The sequence below is a fragment of the Eisenibacter elegans DSM 3317 genome, assembly GCF_000430505.1.
Lineage (GTDB): Bacteria > Bacteroidota > Bacteroidia > Cytophagales > Microscillaceae > Eisenibacter > Eisenibacter elegans.
This window is the reverse complement of the sequence record NZ_AUMD01000021.1, coordinates 216997-235373: the sequence shown is the minus strand read 5'-3', so window position 1 is coordinate 235373 and position 18377 is coordinate 216997. Positions and strand designations below refer to the sequence as shown.

At 49.0% G+C, this 18377-nt stretch carries 14 protein-coding genes; 6 read left to right on the top strand and 8 right to left on the bottom strand.

Annotated elements, in window-relative coordinates; translation table 11 throughout:
- Window positions 1-3 precede the first annotated feature (3 nt).
- The 3 genes from G499_RS19490 (at window position 4) to G499_RS0109835 (ending at window position 2005) form a co-directional block, all read left to right on the top strand.
- Complete coding sequence (locus G499_RS19490) at window positions 4-459, top strand: hypothetical protein (RefSeq protein ID WP_051296137.1); 456 nt, start codon at window positions 4-6, stop codon at window positions 457-459.
- Window positions 460-567: 108 nt separating this feature from the next.
- Complete coding sequence (locus tag G499_RS0109840; protein ID WP_026999801.1) at window positions 568-1413, top strand: 4-hydroxy-3-methylbut-2-enyl diphosphate reductase; 846 nt, start codon at window positions 568-570, stop codon at window positions 1411-1413.
- A 139-nt stretch (window positions 1414-1552) separates the two neighbouring features.
- The gene (locus tag G499_RS0109835; protein ID WP_035727116.1) at window positions 1553-2005 is read left to right on the top strand and encodes a sterol desaturase family protein; all 453 of its coding nucleotides are present in this window, start codon (window positions 1553-1555) and stop codon (window positions 2003-2005) included.
- Window positions 2006-2077: 72 nt separating this feature from the next.
- On the opposite strand, the gene G499_RS0109830 is transcribed toward G499_RS0109835, so the two are convergent.
- Complete coding sequence (locus tag G499_RS0109830; protein WP_051296136.1) at window positions 2078-2719, bottom strand: outer membrane beta-barrel protein; 642 nt, start codon at window positions 2717-2719, stop codon at window positions 2078-2080.
- Between the two features lie 307 nt (window positions 2720-3026).
- Here G499_RS0109830 and G499_RS0109825 point away from each other — a divergent pair, with 307 nt between their 5' ends.
- The gene (locus G499_RS0109825) at window positions 3027-5624 is read left to right on the top strand and encodes a T9SS type A sorting domain-containing protein (protein WP_026999798.1); all 2598 of its coding nucleotides are present in this window, start codon (window positions 3027-3029) and stop codon (window positions 5622-5624) included.
- A 414-nt stretch (window positions 5625-6038) separates the two neighbouring features.
- Here G499_RS0109825 and G499_RS0109820 read toward each other — a convergent pair whose 3' ends face one another.
- Both G499_RS0109820 and G499_RS0109815 read right to left on the bottom strand, forming a co-directional pair.
- The gene (locus tag G499_RS0109820) at window positions 6039-8768 is read right to left on the bottom strand and encodes a cation-translocating P-type ATPase (protein ID WP_026999797.1); all 2730 of its coding nucleotides are present in this window, start codon (window positions 8766-8768) and stop codon (window positions 6039-6041) included.
- Between the two features lie 224 nt (window positions 8769-8992).
- On the bottom strand, window positions 8993-9538 hold the full coding sequence (locus tag G499_RS0109815) for a GNAT family N-acetyltransferase (protein WP_026999796.1): 546 nt from the start codon (window positions 9536-9538) through the stop codon (window positions 8993-8995).
- Between the two features lie 202 nt (window positions 9539-9740).
- Here G499_RS0109815 and G499_RS19485 point away from each other — a divergent pair, with 202 nt between their 5' ends.
- Window positions 9741-12164 carry a S9 family peptidase gene (locus tag G499_RS19485; protein WP_051296135.1) on the top strand — a complete coding sequence of 808 codons (2424 nt, stop codon included), beginning with the start codon at window positions 9741-9743 and terminating at the stop codon, window positions 12162-12164.
- Window positions 12165-12455: 291 nt separating this feature from the next.
- Here the strand turns inward: G499_RS19485 and G499_RS19480 are convergent, their stop codons facing one another.
- The 5 genes from G499_RS19480 to G499_RS0109780 all read right to left on the bottom strand — a co-directional run bounded on the left by G499_RS19480 (window position 12456) and on the right by G499_RS0109780 (window position 16954).
- Window positions 12456-13361, bottom strand: coding sequence for a prolyl oligopeptidase family serine peptidase (locus G499_RS19480; protein ID WP_051296134.1), 906 nt, complete (start codon window positions 13359-13361; stop codon window positions 12456-12458).
- Between the two features lie 115 nt (window positions 13362-13476).
- The gene (locus tag G499_RS0109800; RefSeq protein WP_026999795.1) at window positions 13477-14613 is read right to left on the bottom strand and encodes a site-2 protease family protein; all 1137 of its coding nucleotides are present in this window, start codon (window positions 14611-14613) and stop codon (window positions 13477-13479) included.
- An 18-nt stretch (window positions 14614-14631) separates the two neighbouring features.
- Complete coding sequence (locus tag G499_RS19475) at window positions 14632-15267, bottom strand: HAD family hydrolase (protein ID WP_035727112.1); 636 nt, start codon at window positions 15265-15267, stop codon at window positions 14632-14634.
- 247 nt (window positions 15268-15514) lie between these two features.
- Window positions 15515-16426, bottom strand: coding sequence for a 30S ribosomal protein S6--L-glutamate ligase (gene rimK, locus G499_RS0109785; protein WP_026999793.1), 912 nt, complete (start codon window positions 16424-16426; stop codon window positions 15515-15517).
- A 45-nt stretch (window positions 16427-16471) separates the two neighbouring features.
- On the bottom strand, window positions 16472-16954 hold the full coding sequence (locus tag G499_RS0109780; protein ID WP_026999792.1) for an ATP-dependent zinc protease family protein: 483 nt from the start codon (window positions 16952-16954) through the stop codon (window positions 16472-16474).
- Between the two features lie 276 nt (window positions 16955-17230).
- Between G499_RS0109780 and G499_RS0109775 the strand changes: the two genes are divergently transcribed.
- The gene (locus G499_RS0109775; protein ID WP_026999791.1) at window positions 17231-18295 is read left to right on the top strand and encodes a 1,9-bis(guanidino)-5-aza-nonane synthase; all 1065 of its coding nucleotides are present in this window, start codon (window positions 17231-17233) and stop codon (window positions 18293-18295) included.
- Window positions 18296-18377 lie beyond the last annotated feature (82 nt).

Below are 18377 nucleotides of genomic sequence, written 5' to 3'. Positions count from 1 at the left end.
GGTATGAGCATCGATGAGATTAGAGCCGCCTATCAAGTAGCCTCCAAACAACCGGAATATTTCCGGCAATTAGATCAATACCTCAGCCCCGAACGAACCCAACAAGAGCCCCTCCTGCTGGCCTACAAAGGCGCTATTGAGGGGATCAGGGCCGACCAAGCTCTTTTTCCCTTGGAGAAGCTCGCCCTGCTTCAGCAAGCTCAAAGCTATTTTGACAAGGCCGTCAAAGCCGCTCCCGACGAAGTGGAAATACGCTTCCTGCGTTTTACCATTGAACATAATATCCCTACTCTGTTGATGTTGAGTGTTCACCTCGAACAAGATCTGCGCTTTATCATCAAAAATCTAGGCCAAAGCCCCCTCCAGGAAGACCTCAAAAGGCGTATCAGTAAGTTTTTGCTCGATAGCGGACGCTGTACTTTCAAAGACAAGCAAACATTAGCGCCTTATCTGAGTTAATAGGATGATTTTGGTATACCAATTTGTGCAAACAGCCTCCTGCTGATTTCTGAACAACTTCTCTTAACACCAACAAAACGCTACATAAACATTCAAACTTTTTACACAATGCTAAACTTAGACGTAACCATTGACCAAAACTCCGGCTTTTGTTTTGGGGTGGTGTATGCGATCGAAATGGCTGAAGAAATTCTCGACCAATACGGGAAGCTCTACTGCTTAGGCGATATAGTACACAACGATGAGGAGGTAAAGCGTCTGGAGGCCAAAGGCTTGGAGGTAATCACTCACGAAGACCTTTCTCATATCCATAACCAAAAGGTGCTCATCCGCGCTCATGGCGAACCCCCTTCGACCTACCAAATAGCCCTCAGCAACAATATAGAGTTGATTGATGCCTCTTGCCCGGTAGTACTCAAGCTCCAAAACCGCATCAAAAACTCTTATGACAAAAGCGACAAGATTTACATCTATGGCAAACACGGACACGCCGAAGTCAAAGGACTGTTGGGGCAAACCAACCAAGAGGCTGTTGTGTTTCAAGATATTGAAGAACTAGACCTAGCCACCCTCCCCCGGCGCATTACGCTCTACAGCCAGACCACAAAGAGTACCGATAAGTTTTATGAAATCAAGGATAAGTTTCTGGCTGCCGGTATAGAGGTCAACGCCAATGATACTATCTGTCGGCAAGTCTCTAACCGAGACCAAGAATTGCGCGATTTTGCGCATAAATTTCACAAAATACTCTTCGTAGCAGGCACTAAGTCCTCCAATGGTAAGGTGCTCTACGAAATCTGCAAGCAAGTCAACCCCAACACTTATTTTATCTCTAGCCCTGACGAGCTAGACCGTCTATGGTTTGATCAAGACGACCGTGTAGGCGTTTGTGGGGCTACTTCTACACCTATGTGGCTGATGGAAGCCGTAAAAGAACGCCTCGAACAGCTCTAAACCATCCCTCCAAATAGCACCCTATTCTGTTTCATCATACTCTAGGGAAACTAGTTTGGGAAATTGATTGGCCATCCTTATTGCGCATCAAGAAAATTAGACCAAGCAATTCCTTAAATCAAATAAATATTGGCACACAATGACTTACTTATTGTACTTCATCATCGCTACGGCTACTTTCTTTTTTATGGAAGGCGTAGCTTGGTTTACCCACAAATACATTATGCATGGTTTCTTGTGGACGTGGCACGAGTCACACCACAAGCCCCACGAGCACTTTTTTGAAAAAAACGACTACTTCGCCGTTGTGTTCAGTATCCCCTCTATGGCCACGATTATGCTGGGGGTCAATGTGCCTTGGCTTTGGTTTTTGTTGCCGATTGGTTTTGGTATTCTAGGCTATGGCATTTTTTATGTCGTTTTTCACGATATCATCGTACACCGCCGCCTCAAAATCAAGTTTGTAGCCAAAAGCCGCTACTTGCAACGTATGATTCGCGCCCACCACGTTCACCATCGTTGCAAAGAAAAAGAAGGCGCAGAAGCCTTTGGCTTTCTGTATGCGCCCAAAAAGTACGAACCCAAGCACTAGTTTGGCTTCGATAAAAATAAAGCCCTCCGAACCTTGGTTGGGAGGGCTTTTGTATATAGGGCTACTCAGCGCTTAAAAGAAGAACTGTACCGCAAAGCGTGGTGCAAATGAGTTTACACCAAATACAAAACGACTTACGTTGTTGTTGTCACCTTCAGGGTTCACAGACTCAAAGCCGAGACCACGGAAGCCAAACTCCAAAGCCCAGTGTTGGCTAGGGAAAAAAGCAAAATTTGGAGACACAAACACATCAGCAGTGTTCACTTTAGCATCTGTAGTTACTGTAACGTTACCAGTAGTGGCTTCTGTTTTAGCAGAGCCAAAGCCCAAATCAGCACGCAATTGCGCGAAGAAGAAGAATTGGTCACTAGAAGTAGGCACATAATAACGTGCAAAAGGAGCTACCACAAAGGCACTGTTAGTGTTTACAGTACGTGTAGGGCCTGCTACGTTTTCGTTACGGGCTTGGTTATATCCAATTCCTAGACCGATGGCGATGTTATCGCTCACCATATACCCAATGTTAGGGATGATTGAAAACGTGCTTTCTTTACGATCTGAGTTCCCTTCAAACGAAGTACTTGAGAATCCTACTTGGCCACCCAAGAAGAGATTGCCTTGAGATACTTGTGCAAAAGAAGGAAGGCTGGTGATAAAAGAGAGTGCCACTACTGCGAATGCCACTGCCCATTGATTCTGGTTAAATTTCAACATAAACTGACTAATTTAGCTTTTGTTAAAAAAATGCCTACTCTGTTATAGCTTTTCGGCTTTCGCTATCGCTAGCGCCCGTTGGAGCGCGTCAGCAAGGGTATAAACGGTGCTTAAACAGAAAAGATTGTTGAGCATTGTTAAAACTTTCTAAAAAAGCACTTGGGTAAACAAGGCCATTTTATCGTCAAAATATGTTACCCAAAGGTTAAGCTTTTGTTATGTTAGGGATTTATAAGAATTCCTTTTGTATTTTTACACTATCTTAAAATTAGCAGACGGTTGACTTTGTGAGCTAAAATTACGTGTTATGTGCAGTTTTAAGTCGGTTTGGTTTCCCTTCTTCAGAAATCATATCAGCGCTTCGGTAGTGGGGATGCTATTGAGCTTAAGTGGGCTTTATGGGCAAAGCCTAGGGGATTATCGCACCAATGGTGCTGTCAATTTTTCTACTGCTACCAACTGGCAGCGATACAATGGCAGTACTTGGGTAGCCGCCTCCGCCGCTCCCAACTTCAACGACGGCCTCATCCTCATCCGTAATGGCCATACCGCCGATATAAATGTCGCCGTTACCCTCGATCAAGTAGTGATTGAAAGTGGTGGCGTTTTGGCACGAAGCACAGCCTCTACAGACTTGACCATCAATGATGGGGTGGGCCACGACATTGTCATCCAAAATGGTGGGTTATTTTTGCACAGCAGCAGCAATGTTGCCCCCTTAGGCACTGGTACTATCGAAATACAGGGCGGAGGGATGATTCGAATAACCAACAATACCGGCGGACAGGCATACCGTTATGCCAACAACCAAGACATAACTTTTGCGGCACGAATGTTTTGGCAGCACGAAGCCATTTTTGAAACCTCAGTTTTTGGTGCTTATCCTACTGCTAACATAACTTACTTCCCCAATGTCTCCGCCGGGGTGTTTCCTATTTTTAGACAAGGTGTCACGCTAGGCCTAGTAGGGGCGAATACCCCTACTACCTTCAGAGGCACTTATGAGGCCAATGGTAATATCACTTTCAATAATACTGGTGAAAAACGGTTTTTGGGCGGCTTGCGGATAGGTGCCGGAGCAGAGGTCAGTCAAAGTACTACTTGTGGGCTTTTTGTGGTAGAACGCGAGATTGGCGGCCCTGGGGCAATTGTCTTACAAAATGGCAATATACACCTCAACCAAGTCCGCTTGACAAACAACATCCGTATTGACAACAACAGCACGGACCCCGGTACAGCGCTCATCACCACACAGAATGCCGTAGACTTCAGCACTTTCGTACTGAGTGGTACGGCCAACTTCAGCGCTCAAGACACCCTCAAAACAGCCAATGCTCAGGGCTTTAGCGCTACAGCAGCACTAGGGAGCGTACAAAACACAGGCACACGTAATTTTGCCACTGTCATTGGCTTTCGGTTTTATGGTACAACCAATCAAGTAACCGGCTCGGGGCTGCCCGCAGCCATCCAATGGCTTGAAATAGACAATACCCAGACCGTAACCCTAAGTCAGAATCTGGATGTAAGTGGCTATGTCCAGCTACGCAATGGTACTTTTGCACTTCAAAATAGCCGGCTCAGGTTACTCTCTGCTGATAATCAGCCTTTAAGACGCACCAACGGTCGACTACAAACGACTGCAAGCTCAAGCCTTCAGTTGGGCAATGCGGCGACTGCCGGAGGGGCAGCCCTTGTGCTTTCCAGCGATTTTTTCACAGCCAACCCAGCTCCATTACAGGATTTTACACTCTTTCGTAACAATGGACTAAGCTTGCTTAATTTGGACTTACGCATCCACGGCACGCTGACTGTCGGGCGGGGTGTGCTTAACCTCCAACAACAAATCATTGACCTTGGTAATGATGGTGTGCTGTCTGAAGACTATCTCAACAATCACGTGGTTACCGATCTCAGTACCGGACTCAATGAAACCAACAAAGGCGGTTATTTACTTTTCCAAAACCGTACAGTAGGCAGCACAATACCAAACAACATAGCAGGGTCGGGGGTGTTTATTGCCCGTAGCAACACAGACATCACCCTTGATGTGCGTCGTTATCATTATGCCGCCCTAGGATTCAGTATTCTAAGGGTCTACAGTATCCAACTTACCGCAGGGACTATCAACGCAGGCAATACTGCTACCGTGCGTATTGCCTATCCATTGTTGGCACTCAACGGGCACCCTGCTGCGGACTTGCAGGTATACCGTAATGCCGGTGGCGGTTGGCAAGAGTTGGGGCGAAACCCATCTCAAACAAGCTTGGCCAATCAATGGGTCGGTTTGGAGAATATCCAAAGTTTTTCAGATTGGACACTGGCTCCCGAAAATTCCCCCTTACCTATTGACTTACTTCGTTGGGAGGTGGACATCCACCCACAAAATCCACAACACGCCCGCCTACGCTGGACTGTCAGGCCTCTACAAACGGATACCATCAGCTATTGGATAGACAAAAGTACAAACCTCCAGATAGACAATACACACCCCATTGTACACCTCAGGGTATCTCAAAACCTCCGTAATAGTCCGGTACAATACCAAGCCATTGATACAGCCTTTCAACAGTCAGCCTATTACCGCTTGCGCTGGTATGACCAAGGCCGGCTACGCCACAGTGAATGGCGTTATTTGGCCAAAAACAACACAAATGCGCAAGATTGGGTGCTTTACCCAAACCCTACTCCTTACACACTCTCCCTCAAAGGCGGCCCTAGCCCTGATGAGTACTGTACCATCTTGTTGTTGGATATACAAGGACGACAACTGTGGCAACAATCTGGGGCATTTGAGCTAGTATGGCAACAACTCAATGAGCAATTAATACGCTTATCATCAGGGCCTTATCTTCTAAAAATAGAAACAAGATTCCAACAATGGAACAGTCGATTTCAGAAAGAATAGGCAATAATTCCAAAGATGCTAGTGCTGTGGCATCATTGTTGCGACTTTGTTAATGCTATTAATTTTGGTGTCATTTTTGTTCGGGCATTCAGCTTAATTTTTAAGCTGCTATGCCTTTTTTCTTGTTCCACAAACACCACTGGACATTTTTCAAACCCCACAGTTAACACTACAGGCTAAATCTCATTTTACCCCCACAATGAGGCCTCAGCTTATCGCGGAGCTGGAGCTCCGAGTTGCTTTTCCAAAAATGTAGCGTGAGCTACGCCCGCGCCAGTGTCCTCACAGGCCTGATTGATATCCCTTAAATAACACAATTCTTCAAGGGTTTGAGACCCTTGAAGAATGAGTAGTATAAGCCATAATATGGTCGAACTAGTGTGCTATTCCCCCCTCAGAAGCAGCTTGTTTTGGCTAGCGTTCTTGGGTGTATTCGCAGCGCAGCGGTGTATGGGGTATGATTAGTTTGAAGATTTCGGATACAACCAACACAGCCAAGGCAACTATCAACATCGTCCCCCACTCATGGAGCGTAACCACATCAACCCCAAGGATGGTGCGCATCCATTCGCTTTGCATTGCGGCAATGTGGATACCTTGCGCCAGCGCAACCCCACCAAGGATGTACCAGTTACGGCTGAGCGGCACACGAAACACCGAGCTACGCTCCGAGCGGCAGTTGAACACCTGTACATTTTCGATAAATACCAAGAGCATCAGCACCAGATTGCGGGCATGAATGGTTTCGTAGCCGGCCTGCATCATCCAATACCAAGCTGCAAACGCTGTCAAGCCCATCGTACTGCCTACAATCAAGGTTTGGCTAATCATCAGTTTGTCAAAAATACCTTCAGAAGGTTTGCGAGGCGGTTTGCGCATATTTTCAGGCTCCCGCCCTTCAAAGGCAAGGGCAATATCTTGGATGCCGTTGGTTACTAAATTGACCCAGAGCAGCTGCACTGCCGTCAGAGGCATTGGTGTATTGGCCAAGATAGCGCAAACAAAGAGCATAATCTCGGCAGCTCCGGTAGCTATGAGCAGGTAGATGACCTTGCGGATATTGTCGTAGGCGTGTCGCCCTCCTTCAATACCAGCCTTGATAGAAGCAAAGTTATCATCCGTAACAATGATTTCGGCGGTCTCCTTGGCCAAGTCAGTACCGCTGCCCATGGCTACGCCGATATGGGCCTTTTTGAGTGCCGGTACATCATTCACCCCATCTCCGGTAACGGCCACAAAGTGTCCATGATTTTGTAAAGCAGTAACAATCTGCATTTTTTGCAGGGGAGATACCCTTGCAAACACCCGCTTTTGACCGATGAGCGCGGCAAACTCCTCCCCTTCGGTATCTGCTATTTCGGCGAGAGCAGCTCCGGTGACCACTTCATCCATTGTTTTGGCAATCCCCAACTCTTGGGCAATGGCCAAGGCAGTGAGGGGATGGTCTCCGGTAACGATGCCTACCTGTACGCCAGCACGTTTACAGTCGGCTACGGCCTGTGCGGCTTCGGGGCGTAGCGGGTCTATAAAGCCCAAAAGCCCAATAAACTGTAAGTCTTGGAGGGAGTTCTCTGTAGGGGTTGTTGTTGCATCAATTAGCCCATCTACTACCGCCAACACGCGGTAACCTTGCGCCGTCAGGGCATCTGCTTGTGCTGTAATGGCAGCGGCATCGAGTGGTGCACTGCCTCCATCGGGCAAACGGATAGCATTGCAGCAGGGCAGCAAAGTTTCGAGTGCTCCCTTGGCGGTGGCGTGTCGGCCTTCGGCAGTGTCATAAATCAGTCCGGCATACTTGCGTTCTGACTCATAAGGAATTTCGAGCTGTACCTTTACCGTCGATTTGAGGTCGGCGGGCAGTACGCCCACTTTGTGCCCTAGCGCCAAGATAGCCACATCCATCGCATCGCCTTGCCCCTGCCACTGTGTGCCGCGTTTTTCGAGCGAACCTTCGTTGGCCAATGCCCCCAGCCTAGCCACATAATTGAGCGCCGGGCGGCTGTCTTCGTCGGTAGTGTTTTCGGGTAGGGCTTCGCCCTCGCCGCTGTACCCCTCCCCACTAATTTGCCACACCTGCCCCTGTGGCAACACCACACGCCGCAGCGTTTGTTGGTTTACGGTCAGGGTGCCGGTTTTGTCACTAGCAATAAAAGTACAACTACCCAAGCCTTCTACCGCTGTGAGCTTACGGACAATCACATTGCGCTGCGACATCCGCCAAGTCCCTATCGACAAGGCTACCGTAATGGCAATGGGCAAGCCCTCTGGGATGGCTGCTACGGCCAAGGCCACCGAAATAAAGAAAATCTCTGTAGTAGGATACCCTTTGGCAAAAGCCAACAAGGCCAATAGGGCCGTTACGCCCAACATATAATACGTGATTTGGTGCGAAAAACGCTCTATCCGAATCACCAGTGGAGGTTTGCCACTAGTGGTGTACTGCAAGCTTTTACTGATGTGCCCAATTTCGGTTTTGGCTGCCGTACCAATGACAAGCCCTACAGCCCTGCCCGAAAACACCGTAGAGCCGGCAAAAAGCCGGTTGCGCTGCTCCAGAACGGGTACTCCCTCAGGGATGGGGGCTGTGTTTTTCTCAATCGGCTCGGACTCTCCCGTCAAAAATGCCTCATCAACTTTGAGTTGGTAGCTTTGCAGCAACTGCATATCTGCCGGCACACGGTTACCCGATTCCAGCAACACCACATCGCCGGGGACTAGCTCCTCAGCAGGCACTGACACAACTTTGCCGTCACGCCGGACACGTACCTTGGCCTTAATCAGGTTTTGGAGTGCTTCCGCACTGCGGGCTGCGCGCCACTCTTGGTAAGTGCCAATGACAGCATTGAACAGCAACACCACCCCGATAAAGGCTGCATCTATCCACTCTTGCAACAACGCCGACACCACAGCAGCGGCTAAAAGCACATAAATCAAAGGGTTGAGAAACTGTTGTATGAAGATCTGAAAAACAGTTGGAGGCGGCTTGCTAGGCAAGATATTGGCACCATATTGCTCCAGCCGTTGTTCGGCTTCTTGGCTCGAAAGTCCTTCTAGGCGGCTTTGGTATTGTTGGAGCACAGGAGCCGTATCAGGCGGCGAAGAGGTCGTGGTGGTAGTAGTAGTGGGGCGGTTTTGTTGCGACATAAGGCTCAAAATTGTTAAAGACAAAGTCAGGATTGGTACAATACAAGTCAGCGAAGTCCCTTGCCCCCCAAGCTTTAATGATTTTTTGTTAGAGGCATCTCCCGTGTCGGAGGCGCGGTTTGTAATGGGTTGGGGCATCACATAACGGAAGTACATAATTAGTACATCCTTCCCAAGCAAAAAATGACATTCGACAGGTTTGGATAGAAAATCCTAGCTTATTCCTACAATTTCACACTCCTCACCAGCCAATCTGTTTTTTGGATATGATAAATAAAATTGAGTTTGGGTGCTTCGCCAAAATAAGCCACCTCTTGCTCACCCATCTTGACAGCCCCCAAGCGTTCGATAGATTTTTGAGAGCGGATGTTAGCAGCGCCGATATGAAATCCCACTTTTTCGACATACTGGAATAGATAGTCGAGCATCAGGGTTTTGACGGCGTGGTTGAACCCTTTGCCCCAGTACATCCGGTGAAAAAAGGTATAACCAATCAGGATACTCTTTTCGGCAGGGTTGTAATCATAAATACGGGTGCTGCCTATGGAGGCATTGAGCTGTGTGTCTACGATTTTGAATGCGCCGCCACTCTGCATCGCGCCCTCAAAAAAGGTCTCGAACACAGGCCTTTGCCAACGATTTTTGTTGGGATGTTGCTCCCAAATAAGCGCATCTGAGGCGATGCTATACACCTCTTCAAAGTCTTGGGCTTGGAGAGGCATCAGGGTTACACGCTCGTTGCGAAGTATGGGTTGTAGATTGAAATGCATTTGTTGATAGTCAGATTCTGAGCTGAAGATACATTTTTTTGCGTCGTTTTTTCTCCGAAAGAGTAAAAAGCTTTCTGAGCTGCCAAAAAGGGTATTGAGCTAGATAGACCTGTCAAACGGCGAAAAAGTTGTGGCCAAACAAGGGTTTTTCCTAACTTGTGCAACAATGCTGAATAATTCACCACTAACTTACCCTCTTTTTATGATAAAGCAACGATTTTGTTGGATATGGATACTCTGCCTGAGCAGCTATACCCTGCTAACGGCGCAAAGCGGTTACCAAACGCCTCCACAGGCGATGGTAGACTTGGCCAACGCCCCCCTCACCCCGCTGGTGAGTGTGGATAGTAAGGGCGCTCGAATGGTGTTTTTGGAGCGCTCCGAAGCACCCACGATTGAAGAACTTTCGCAGCCTGAGTTACGTTTGGCAGGCTTGCGCATCAATCCACAAACCAATGGCCCTAGCCGCGCTACGAGCTTTATCGGAATGAGCCTAGGTACTGTAGGCCAGCGCGAAACCAGCGCCGTCAAAGGTCTACCGGCCAACGTAAATATTAGCTATGTGCAGTGGTCGCCGGATGAGCGCAAAGTAGCATTTGCCAACACTACCAGCCAAGGCATCGAGCTTTGGGTATTGGATGTGGCCTCTGCGCAAGCGCAGCGGGTGGGCAATCTGATGCTCAATGCGGTTTTGGGAGCGCCCTTTGAGTGGATGCCTGACAACCAGCAACTCATTTGTAAGTTGGTATTGCCCAGCCGTGGCCAAGCACCCAAACGCTCAAGTGTGCCCGAGGGCCCTGTAATTCAAGAGAATATCGGCAAAAAAGCCCCTGCACGCACTTACCAAGATTTGCTCAAAAACCCTGATGATGAGGCGCTATTTGCTTATTATGCCACCGCACAGGCGGCCTTGGTCAATATTGCCAACGGCAACATAAAAAATATCGGTGCTGCTGGGCTGGTATTGGGTGCTAGCCCCTCGCCCGACGGGCGCTATATTTTGCTGGAGACGATAACGCAACCCTTCTCGTACCTCGTACCTTACTACCGCTTTCCGATGAAGGTCGAGATCCGTACTGTAGATGACCAAGCCGTCAAGACCTTAGCACAAATTCCGCTACAGGAGAATATCCCCACAGGCTTCAACGCTGTCCAAACAGGGCCTCGCAATCATGGGTGGCGTGCTGATGCACCTGCTGTTGTCTATTGGGTAGAAGCCCAAGACGAAGGCGACCCACGCAAGCAAGTATCCATCCGTGATAAGGTATTTGCCCTCAATGCGCCCTTCGACGGACAGCCACAACTACTGGCACAAACCACACTCCGCTTTCAGGACATTCTCTGGGGTGATAACCAAACTGCCCTATGCTACGAAAACTGGTGGGCTAACCGTCAGCAGATTGTCCGCCTGATAGATCCTAGTGGCAAGGCCGCTGCTAAGGTAATCTTTGACCGCTCATATGAAGATACTTACAACGACCCCGGTACACCTGAGCTTCGCAAAAACGCCCAAGGTCGACGCATACTGGCGCTCGACAAAAACCGTAACTTATGGATGACCGGCAAGGGTGCTTCGCCCGAAGGTGACCGCCCCTTTGTAGACTTGCTCAACCTCAATAGCCTCAAAACACAACGCCTATGGCGTTCCGAAGCTCCTTATTTTGAGCAGCCTGTGGCTATTCTCGATTTTGACAAGCAACTGGTACTTACCAGCCGAGAGTCGCCCAAAGAAAACCCCAATTACTTCGTGCGCGACCTCAAGAAGAGAAACCTGACCCAGACGACCTTTTTCCCACATCCTTATCCCGAGTACAAAGACCTCGAAAAGCAAGTCTTGCGTTACCAACGCAATGATGGGGTAGAGTTGACGGCCGATCTTTATCTGCCCCTTGGCTATAAAAAAGAAGATGGTCCGCTACCAACCTTTATCTGGGCTTACCCACGAGAGTACAAAGACAAAAACGCTGCCGGCCAAGTAAACGGCTCGCCATATCAATTTGTGCGCTTATCTATCTGGGGAGCGATTCCTTTCGTAACCCAAGGCTATGCCGTACTTGACAATACCTCGATGCCCATTGTGGGTGAAGGCAATGCCCAACCCAATGACAGCTTCGTAGCGCAGTTGGTAGCCAATGTGCAGGCCGTCATTGACGAAGGCGTGCGCTTAGGAGTTGTTGACCCCAACCGCGTGGGTGCAGGCGGGCACTCGTATGGGGCGTTTATGACCGCCAACCTGCTGGCACATAGCGATTTACTACGCGCCGGTATAGCCCGAAGTGGTGCCTACAACCGTACACTTACTCCTTTTGGCTTCCAAGCCGAAGAACGCACCTACTGGGAGGCTCCAGAGGTTTACAATACAATGTCGCCATTTATGAATGCCCACAAAATCAATGAACCACTCTTGCTCATCCACGGAGAGGCTGACAACAATTCGGGCACTTTCCCCATTCAGAGTGAGCGCCTTTACAATGCTCTCAAAGGTTTGGGAGCTACTACACGCCTCGTGATGCTGCCACACGAAAGCCACGGCTATCGCGCCAAGGAGTCTTTGATGCATATGTTGTGGGAAATGCATCAGTGGTTGGAGACTTATGTCAAAAACGCTCCCAAAACTGGGAACTAAGCTGGTTTTACATCAAGATTCACAAGATTTGGAGATTTACAGAATTTGATTTCCTTGATTATCAAGGATTTTCAGTGTGCAGATTTTCCAAACCAATTGTGATTGGGTATACATCAAGATTTACCGAGTTTTACTTTCTTGATTCTCAAGCATTTTTACCCAATAATTCCCCAAGCCAAATTGGCTTGGGAATGCCCCTTCTTCTATCCCTTCCCGATACTTCGGGCAATCAGTTGTACCGCCGGAATTGTTCCGGCGGTTTTTTTGGCGTTATGGATGCAGTTTTATAGCTTAATGTTTGGGAAGGAAAGACTCAAAAAAATCGAGCATCGGCACTACTTCAGCATCCCAGTAATCATAATCATGGCCAGCCTCCTCAGGGGTATTGAGCACGACAGTCAGCTCGGGCTTGGCCTTGCGCAGCGCTTCATAAAACAATATTGTTTGTTGGAAAGGCACGATGCCGTCGCGCTTGCCATGTCCAAGATAGATGGGCGTTTGGAATTTATCAGCCTGATATACAGGATTATCAGCTCCTTTCCAACGTTCGGGAAACTTACTGTATTCGCCATAGTACCCACGCATTAGGTTATCGGCGGGCATTTTGGTTTGGTCAAAATCGCCCGAAAGCGCAGCAGCGGCTGTAAATAGCTCGGGTAAAGCCAAACACAACAGCGCCACCCCGCGCCCACCAGTCGAAAGCCCCAGGATGAAATTCTTCTGCTCGGGCAACAAGATACCATAACGCTGTTGGAGCGCCGGCACTAGACTGTCCGTACACCAAGCTTTGTTGGGGTAGCGCAGCCAATCAGTACGGGTTTCGATATAGTACTCTGCCGAATACACACTACGTGCCATCTCTGGCAATACCAGACGGTAGCCCCTTGCTAGGGCTTGCGTACAAAGGCTGCTTTTCTGACACCAGTCCTTCCGCGAGAAATCCCAGCCCGGCAATACAATAATATTCCCTTTGACTTCGCCCGAGGGTTGTATCACATCTACCAAATGCCCCCCAATCAGTAGTGTTTGTACACTATCCAAAGCCAGAAAGTGGCGTTGTTGATGTGCTACTGTTTGTGGCTTAAACTTGGCCGAAGCGCGCTGCTCTTGGCCAGCGTTTTGATGCGCAGCTCCACAAGAGGCCAGTAGTGCTAGGAAACAAAAAATAATCGGAAAACGGAGTAGTTTTGTATACATAAAGTCGGAAGAGCACTAAGAAGATGATGATAAACCAAAAAGTATTACAAAATAACGACTTTCAGGTTTGCCATACAACAACTGCGTAGTATTTAGGTGTTAGCGTCTGCCGAATTTACCCTATCATAAAAGGTCTAGGACTGAAGCAGAGGATAAAAATCACCAAGCTCAACCAACCCAGAGCCTTGCGGGCTGGGCTTAGGGGCGCATCTTGGATGGCCGGGGGGTGATAAATCCCCAACACACGCCCCAGAAGGAAGGCATACAGTAGCCATCCGGCATAGCCGATGGTGGTGGGTGATACAAAGCTGATGAGAAACTGTACTGTAAACACACTCATCGCCCATAGTAGTACATTCCGCCGCTCTACAAACATCCGCAGCGCAATGAGGTATAAAAAAGCCACATAAATCGGGATGGCGGTCAGCAGGCTCTCATTGTCATCGTAGGGCGTGATAATGCCCAAGCCCGCATACAACACAAAAACAGTAAACAAGACAGGGGCTACTTTTTGGTGGACTTCTTGCCCAAACATCCCATAGAGGATGTGCCCCCCATCAAGTTGGCCGATGGGCATCAGGTTGAGCGCCGTAAAAAGCAGGCCGATATAGCCGGCAAACAACCAAGGATAATGCACAATCTCGTAGGCGTTGGGCATTCGGGCAGGGTCGCGCACCAAGAGCCACTCTAAGCCCATAAACAAAAGGCTCTTACCTACTTTGAGCCCCTCAACATCTTGGTAGACGTGCGGGGCATAGTCCAAGCCGTAGGCTGCATACTCCGGATGGATGTCAAAGATATACTCCGGCTCGGGCAGGCTCCAAAAACCATATACCAATACCCCAAAAGCGACCACAAAGCCAGCCAGCGGGCCGGCTACACCGATATCAAAAAGCTGTGTACGTGACTGTAGCGGGCTTTTGATGCGGATAAATGCGCCTGCCGTGCCGATGGTGGCCGTGATGCCCAACCACAACGGGATGTAGTAAGGCAGGGTTACGCGTACCTTGTGCCAACGAGCCGTAAAATAATGCCCAAACTCGTGTACGGTCAAGAAAGTTAGAAAAGGGATGGAGAAGGCCAAACCCTTTTTGAAGTGCGCCCAAGTCATCCACTCGCTCCAGCCAAGATGCTGTTCATTGACAAAAAAGAGCCGCCCCGTAATCCATTCGGCACCGGCTAGGGTGGTGGTGAGTACTGTCAGGCAGAAAAGCAGCAGATGGAGGCCGTAGCGGCGGAATAATCGGAGCATCGTTAAATTAGAAAAGGTTTAGGTAGTAAAATGTGGCAGTCGTTGGGGCAAGGTCAGTATCTCGTCGGTGTTGGCCGGTACGTGTATGGTAGCAATACCAAGACCTTGAGCGGCGTGAACATTGTCGAGGTTGTCGTCCAAAAACAAGGTTTCGGCAGGGTTTAAGCCATTTTCTTCGAGTACTTGTTGGTAGATGGTCGGGTCGGGTTTGCGTTTGCCCATATCGTAAGAATAATAACAACGTTCAAACAAGGGTGGAAGTTGGGCAATGCCTGTACGGGCTTGGAGAATTTGCTCTACCCCACGGATATGGATGGCGTTGGTGTTGCTCAGCAAGAATACACGGTATTGTGTGGCCAATTGCTGCAAAACTTTGATACGGGCGGGCGGAATATCTCCTAGTAGGGCGTTCCAAGCAGTGTCAAAATCGTGGTCGCTGAGCAGGGGAAGCTGGAAAGTCTTGATGACACGCGCCCGAAATTCGGCATCGCTGATAAAGCCCTTTTCGTAGTCCCAAAATAAGTCGGACTGGAAAGTATCGCGCCAAATGATGTCTTTCAGGGCGGGGTTGAGGGCTTCAAAGGCGGCAGTGCTGCGTTCGAAAACGACATCGATGATGACCCCGCCGAGGTCAAAAATAATGTTTTTTATCATATGGTATGTTATCAGTGCAACACAGACTGTGGTTTGGGTGTTGTTGTGTTGCTTTGGTGGGTATTTTGGGCGCGGGTACTGCTACGAGCAAAACTACGCAGGCGTAAGCAACTTAGCGCTTTCGGCGACAGCTCCCCCCGCGTGCCCTTGGGTATGTGGAACACAGCCCTCAACGTGCGGCGCGGGGAAGCTACAAGAAAAGACAAATAACGCAGGGATTGTGGAAATATGCGTGTACAGGGTGGGGCTAAACCCCAATTTTATCCTTTTTGCGGCCTTCTGTATTGCCGATATTTTCTTCGACATACTGGATGATTTTGCCGGCGATGTCGATGCCCGTTACGGTTTCGATGCCCTCTAGTCCGGGTGAGGGGTTGACCTCTATCACCAAGGGGCCACGCGCAGAGGGGAGCATATCTACACCAGCTACCTTGAGGCCGAGGGCATCACAGGCTTTGACAGCCATGGCCTTTTCGGCGCGGGTAAGCTTGATGAGTTCGCCCGAGCCCCCCCTGTGGAGGTTGGAGCGGAACTCGCCCTCCTGCCCTTGGCGACGCATAGCGCCTACGACCTTGCCATTGACCACAAAGGCGCGTATGTCGGCTCCTTTGGCTTCTTTGATAAACTCTTGTACTAAGATATTGGCATCGAGCCCATAAAAAGCCTCCATTACGGAGCGGGCAGCGGTTTTGGTTTCGGCCAAAACTACCCCCAAGCCCTGTGTGCCTTCGAGCAGTTTGATGACAAGAGGCGTACCCCCAACTTGGTCGATGATAGACTGGATGTCGCGGGGATGCTTGGCAAAGGCCGTCCGGGGGATGTCTACGTCGGCCTTAGCCAAAATTTGTAGGCAGCGCAGCTTGTCGCGGGCACGAACCAAGGCCAACGAACCAAGGGTAGTGAAGACCTTCTGCATCTCAAACTGCCGGATGATGGCGCTGCCATAAAAAGTAACCGACGCACCGATGCGCGGGATGATGGCATCGACCTGACCCACGTCTTGTAGGGTAGAGTGTACACTAGTCAGCCCTTTTTCCATCACCACATAGCAGTTGGCGTGGTTGATGATGAGCGCGTCGTGCCCGCGTTGTTGGGCAGCCTCTAGCAGCCTTCGGGTAGAGTAAAGTTCGGGGTTACGCGAAAGTACGGCTATTTTCATAACATCTCCTCGTCGGTATAATAAATAAAGTGTTGCAATTTTGAATTATAAAGGTGTTTGGGTAGATAGGTTTTGCTGTTTTTGCTTAAACGACAAATCAACTAGGCTCACATCTACCAAAAACTGGTTTTTGAGCAGTCGTTTGCCCAACAAGACTGGGAACTTCATCTGCACACGGTCGGCTAGGGTGAACTGTGTTGAGAAGACTTCTCCAAAAAGCTGCACCTGCGTAGTAATTACATATCGATACTCCGTATGGCCAAATGAGCTGCGGATGCGCCGCTCCTCAAACTTCGCCGTGCGGTATTCCACCCCATCATACTCAGGATGAGAGGGGTCGAGTAATTTGAATGAAATCAGTTCTTGTCCTTCTTTTTCAATCAATTTGACATGATGACAGTGAATGGCCGAGGTCTCTGCGCCAGTATCAATCTTACAGGGCAAATCAAACAACGCAAAGTCTACAAAATCAATCCGGTCTCTTGTGCCAATAATCCGCTTAGGAGCCGTATTTTTCTTTTTGGTCATAGGTTTGGGCGGCAGTGGGTATACAGCCGTTTGGTAGTTAGGAGCGAAGATAAAGGCTTTTGAGAATTATCTCCAGCTTAGGCCATTATTTCTTGTTGATTTTTGCCAAAGCGAGACATAGGTACAAAAAAATCCATCTCTATCAGGGTTCGATACCCAATTCTAGGCAAAGCGCAAAATATTCTACCCAAAAACAAGGCGCAGCCCTGTCCAAGCGGGCATAAATTCGTACCTTTGCTATGTCAAATTGTAATATTCTAACTTAGGACGAGCACCATGACCAACGAAGCCCGCAAAAAAGAGTTTCTCCAAGAAACTATCCAACACATTGACATGAAGGCACACAACGTCGTGCCGATGGTAGACGCGATGGCCGATATGGCCTTCCAAGCCCGCAACCTCGCTCGCGGTGCGCAAATCTTCAATATGATGCAAGAGGATACGCAATCGACCGTGTTTTTGACCTTGGCCGGTTCGCTTATCTCTGCCGGCTTGAAGCACGTTATCCTTGACCTTGTGAAAAACAACATGGTAGACGCAATCGTCTCTACCGGTGCTAATATAGTAGACCAAGACTTTTTTGAGGCCCTTGGCTTCAAACACTACAAAGGCACTCCTTTTGTAGACGACCAAGAGCTGCGTGAGTTGATGATTGACCGTATCTATGATACCTATATCGACGAAGAAAACCTCCGCATCTGTGATGACATTATGGGGCAGCTCTGCGACAGCCTCGAAAAACGCCCTTACTCTTCGCGTGAGTTTATCATCGAAATGGGCAAGTACCTCGACGAAAACGAGCAGTATGCCGCTTACCGTGAAGATTCTATCGTGTGGCACTGCTACAAAAAAGGTGTTCCTATTTTTGTACCTGCGTTTTCTGACTGCTCTGCCGGCTTTGGCTTGGTACAACACCAATACAACAACCCCGACAAGCACCTTTCTATCGACTCTGCCAAGGATTTCCTCGAACTGACCCGCATCAAGCTTGTCAGCCAAGAATCAGGCATCTTTATGATTGGTGGCGGTGTGCCCAAAAACTTTATCCAAGATACCGTAGTAGCGGGTGAAGTACTCGGCTTTGATACACCAATGCACAAATATGCCGTGCAAATCACTGTGGCCGACGAACGCGACGGCGCACTCTCCGGCTCTACCCTCAAGGAGGCCTGCTCTTGGGGTAAGGTAGATACTGTATACGAGCAGATGGTATGGGCCGAAGCCACACTGGCTATGCCCCTCATCAGCGGATATGCCTACCACAAAGGCGCTTGGAAAAATCGCCAAGAACGTCGTTTCAACGATGTGCTGGCCACCAAAGCCGCAACACAAGAAGCCTAGAAAAACCCTTAGTTAGTCAATAAATAAGAGTCATCCCCACAATTTTGGGGGTGGCTTTTTTTGTTTCGAGGGTTTGGTAAGT

Excerpts from the sequence above, each read along its gene's own strand:
- G499_RS0109840 (WP_026999801.1), top strand. The coding sequence starts at position 568 with ATGCTAAACTTAGACGTAACCATTGACCAAAACTCCGGCTTTTGTTTT.
- G499_RS0109780 (WP_026999792.1), bottom strand. The coding sequence starts at position 16,954 with ATGACCAAAAAGAAAAATACGGCTCCTAAGCGGATTATTGGCACAAGA.
- G499_RS19490 (WP_051296137.1), top strand. The coding sequence starts at position 4 with ATGAGCATCGATGAGATTAGAGCCGCCTATCAAGTAGCCTCCAAACAA.
- G499_RS19480 (WP_051296134.1), bottom strand. The coding sequence starts at position 13,361 with ATGTATACAAAACTACTCCGTTTTCCGATTATTTTTTGTTTCCTAGCA.
- G499_RS0109775 (WP_026999791.1), top strand. The coding sequence starts at position 17,231 with ATGACCAACGAAGCCCGCAAAAAAGAGTTTCTCCAAGAAACTATCCAA.
- G499_RS0109825 (WP_026999798.1), top strand. The coding sequence starts at position 3,027 with ATGTGCAGTTTTAAGTCGGTTTGGTTTCCCTTCTTCAGAAATCATATC.
- G499_RS0109820 (WP_026999797.1), bottom strand. The coding sequence starts at position 8,768 with ATGTCGCAACAAAACCGCCCCACTACTACTACCACCACGACCTCTTCG.
- rimK (WP_026999793.1), bottom strand. The coding sequence starts at position 16,426 with ATGAAAATAGCCGTACTTTCGCGTAACCCCGAACTTTACTCTACCCGA.
- G499_RS0109835 (WP_035727116.1), top strand. The coding sequence starts at position 1,553 with ATGACTTACTTATTGTACTTCATCATCGCTACGGCTACTTTCTTTTTT.
- G499_RS19475 (WP_035727112.1), bottom strand. The coding sequence starts at position 15,267 with ATGATAAAAAACATTATTTTTGACCTCGGCGGGGTCATCATCGATGTC.
- G499_RS0109830 (WP_051296136.1), bottom strand. The coding sequence starts at position 2,719 with ATGTTGAAATTTAACCAGAATCAATGGGCAGTGGCATTCGCAGTAGTG.
- G499_RS0109800 (WP_026999795.1), bottom strand. The coding sequence starts at position 14,613 with ATGCTCCGATTATTCCGCCGCTACGGCCTCCATCTGCTGCTTTTCTGC.
- G499_RS0109815 (WP_026999796.1), bottom strand. The coding sequence starts at position 9,538 with ATGCATTTCAATCTACAACCCATACTTCGCAACGAGCGTGTAACCCTG.
- G499_RS19485 (WP_051296135.1), top strand. The coding sequence starts at position 9,741 with ATGATAAAGCAACGATTTTGTTGGATATGGATACTCTGCCTGAGCAGC.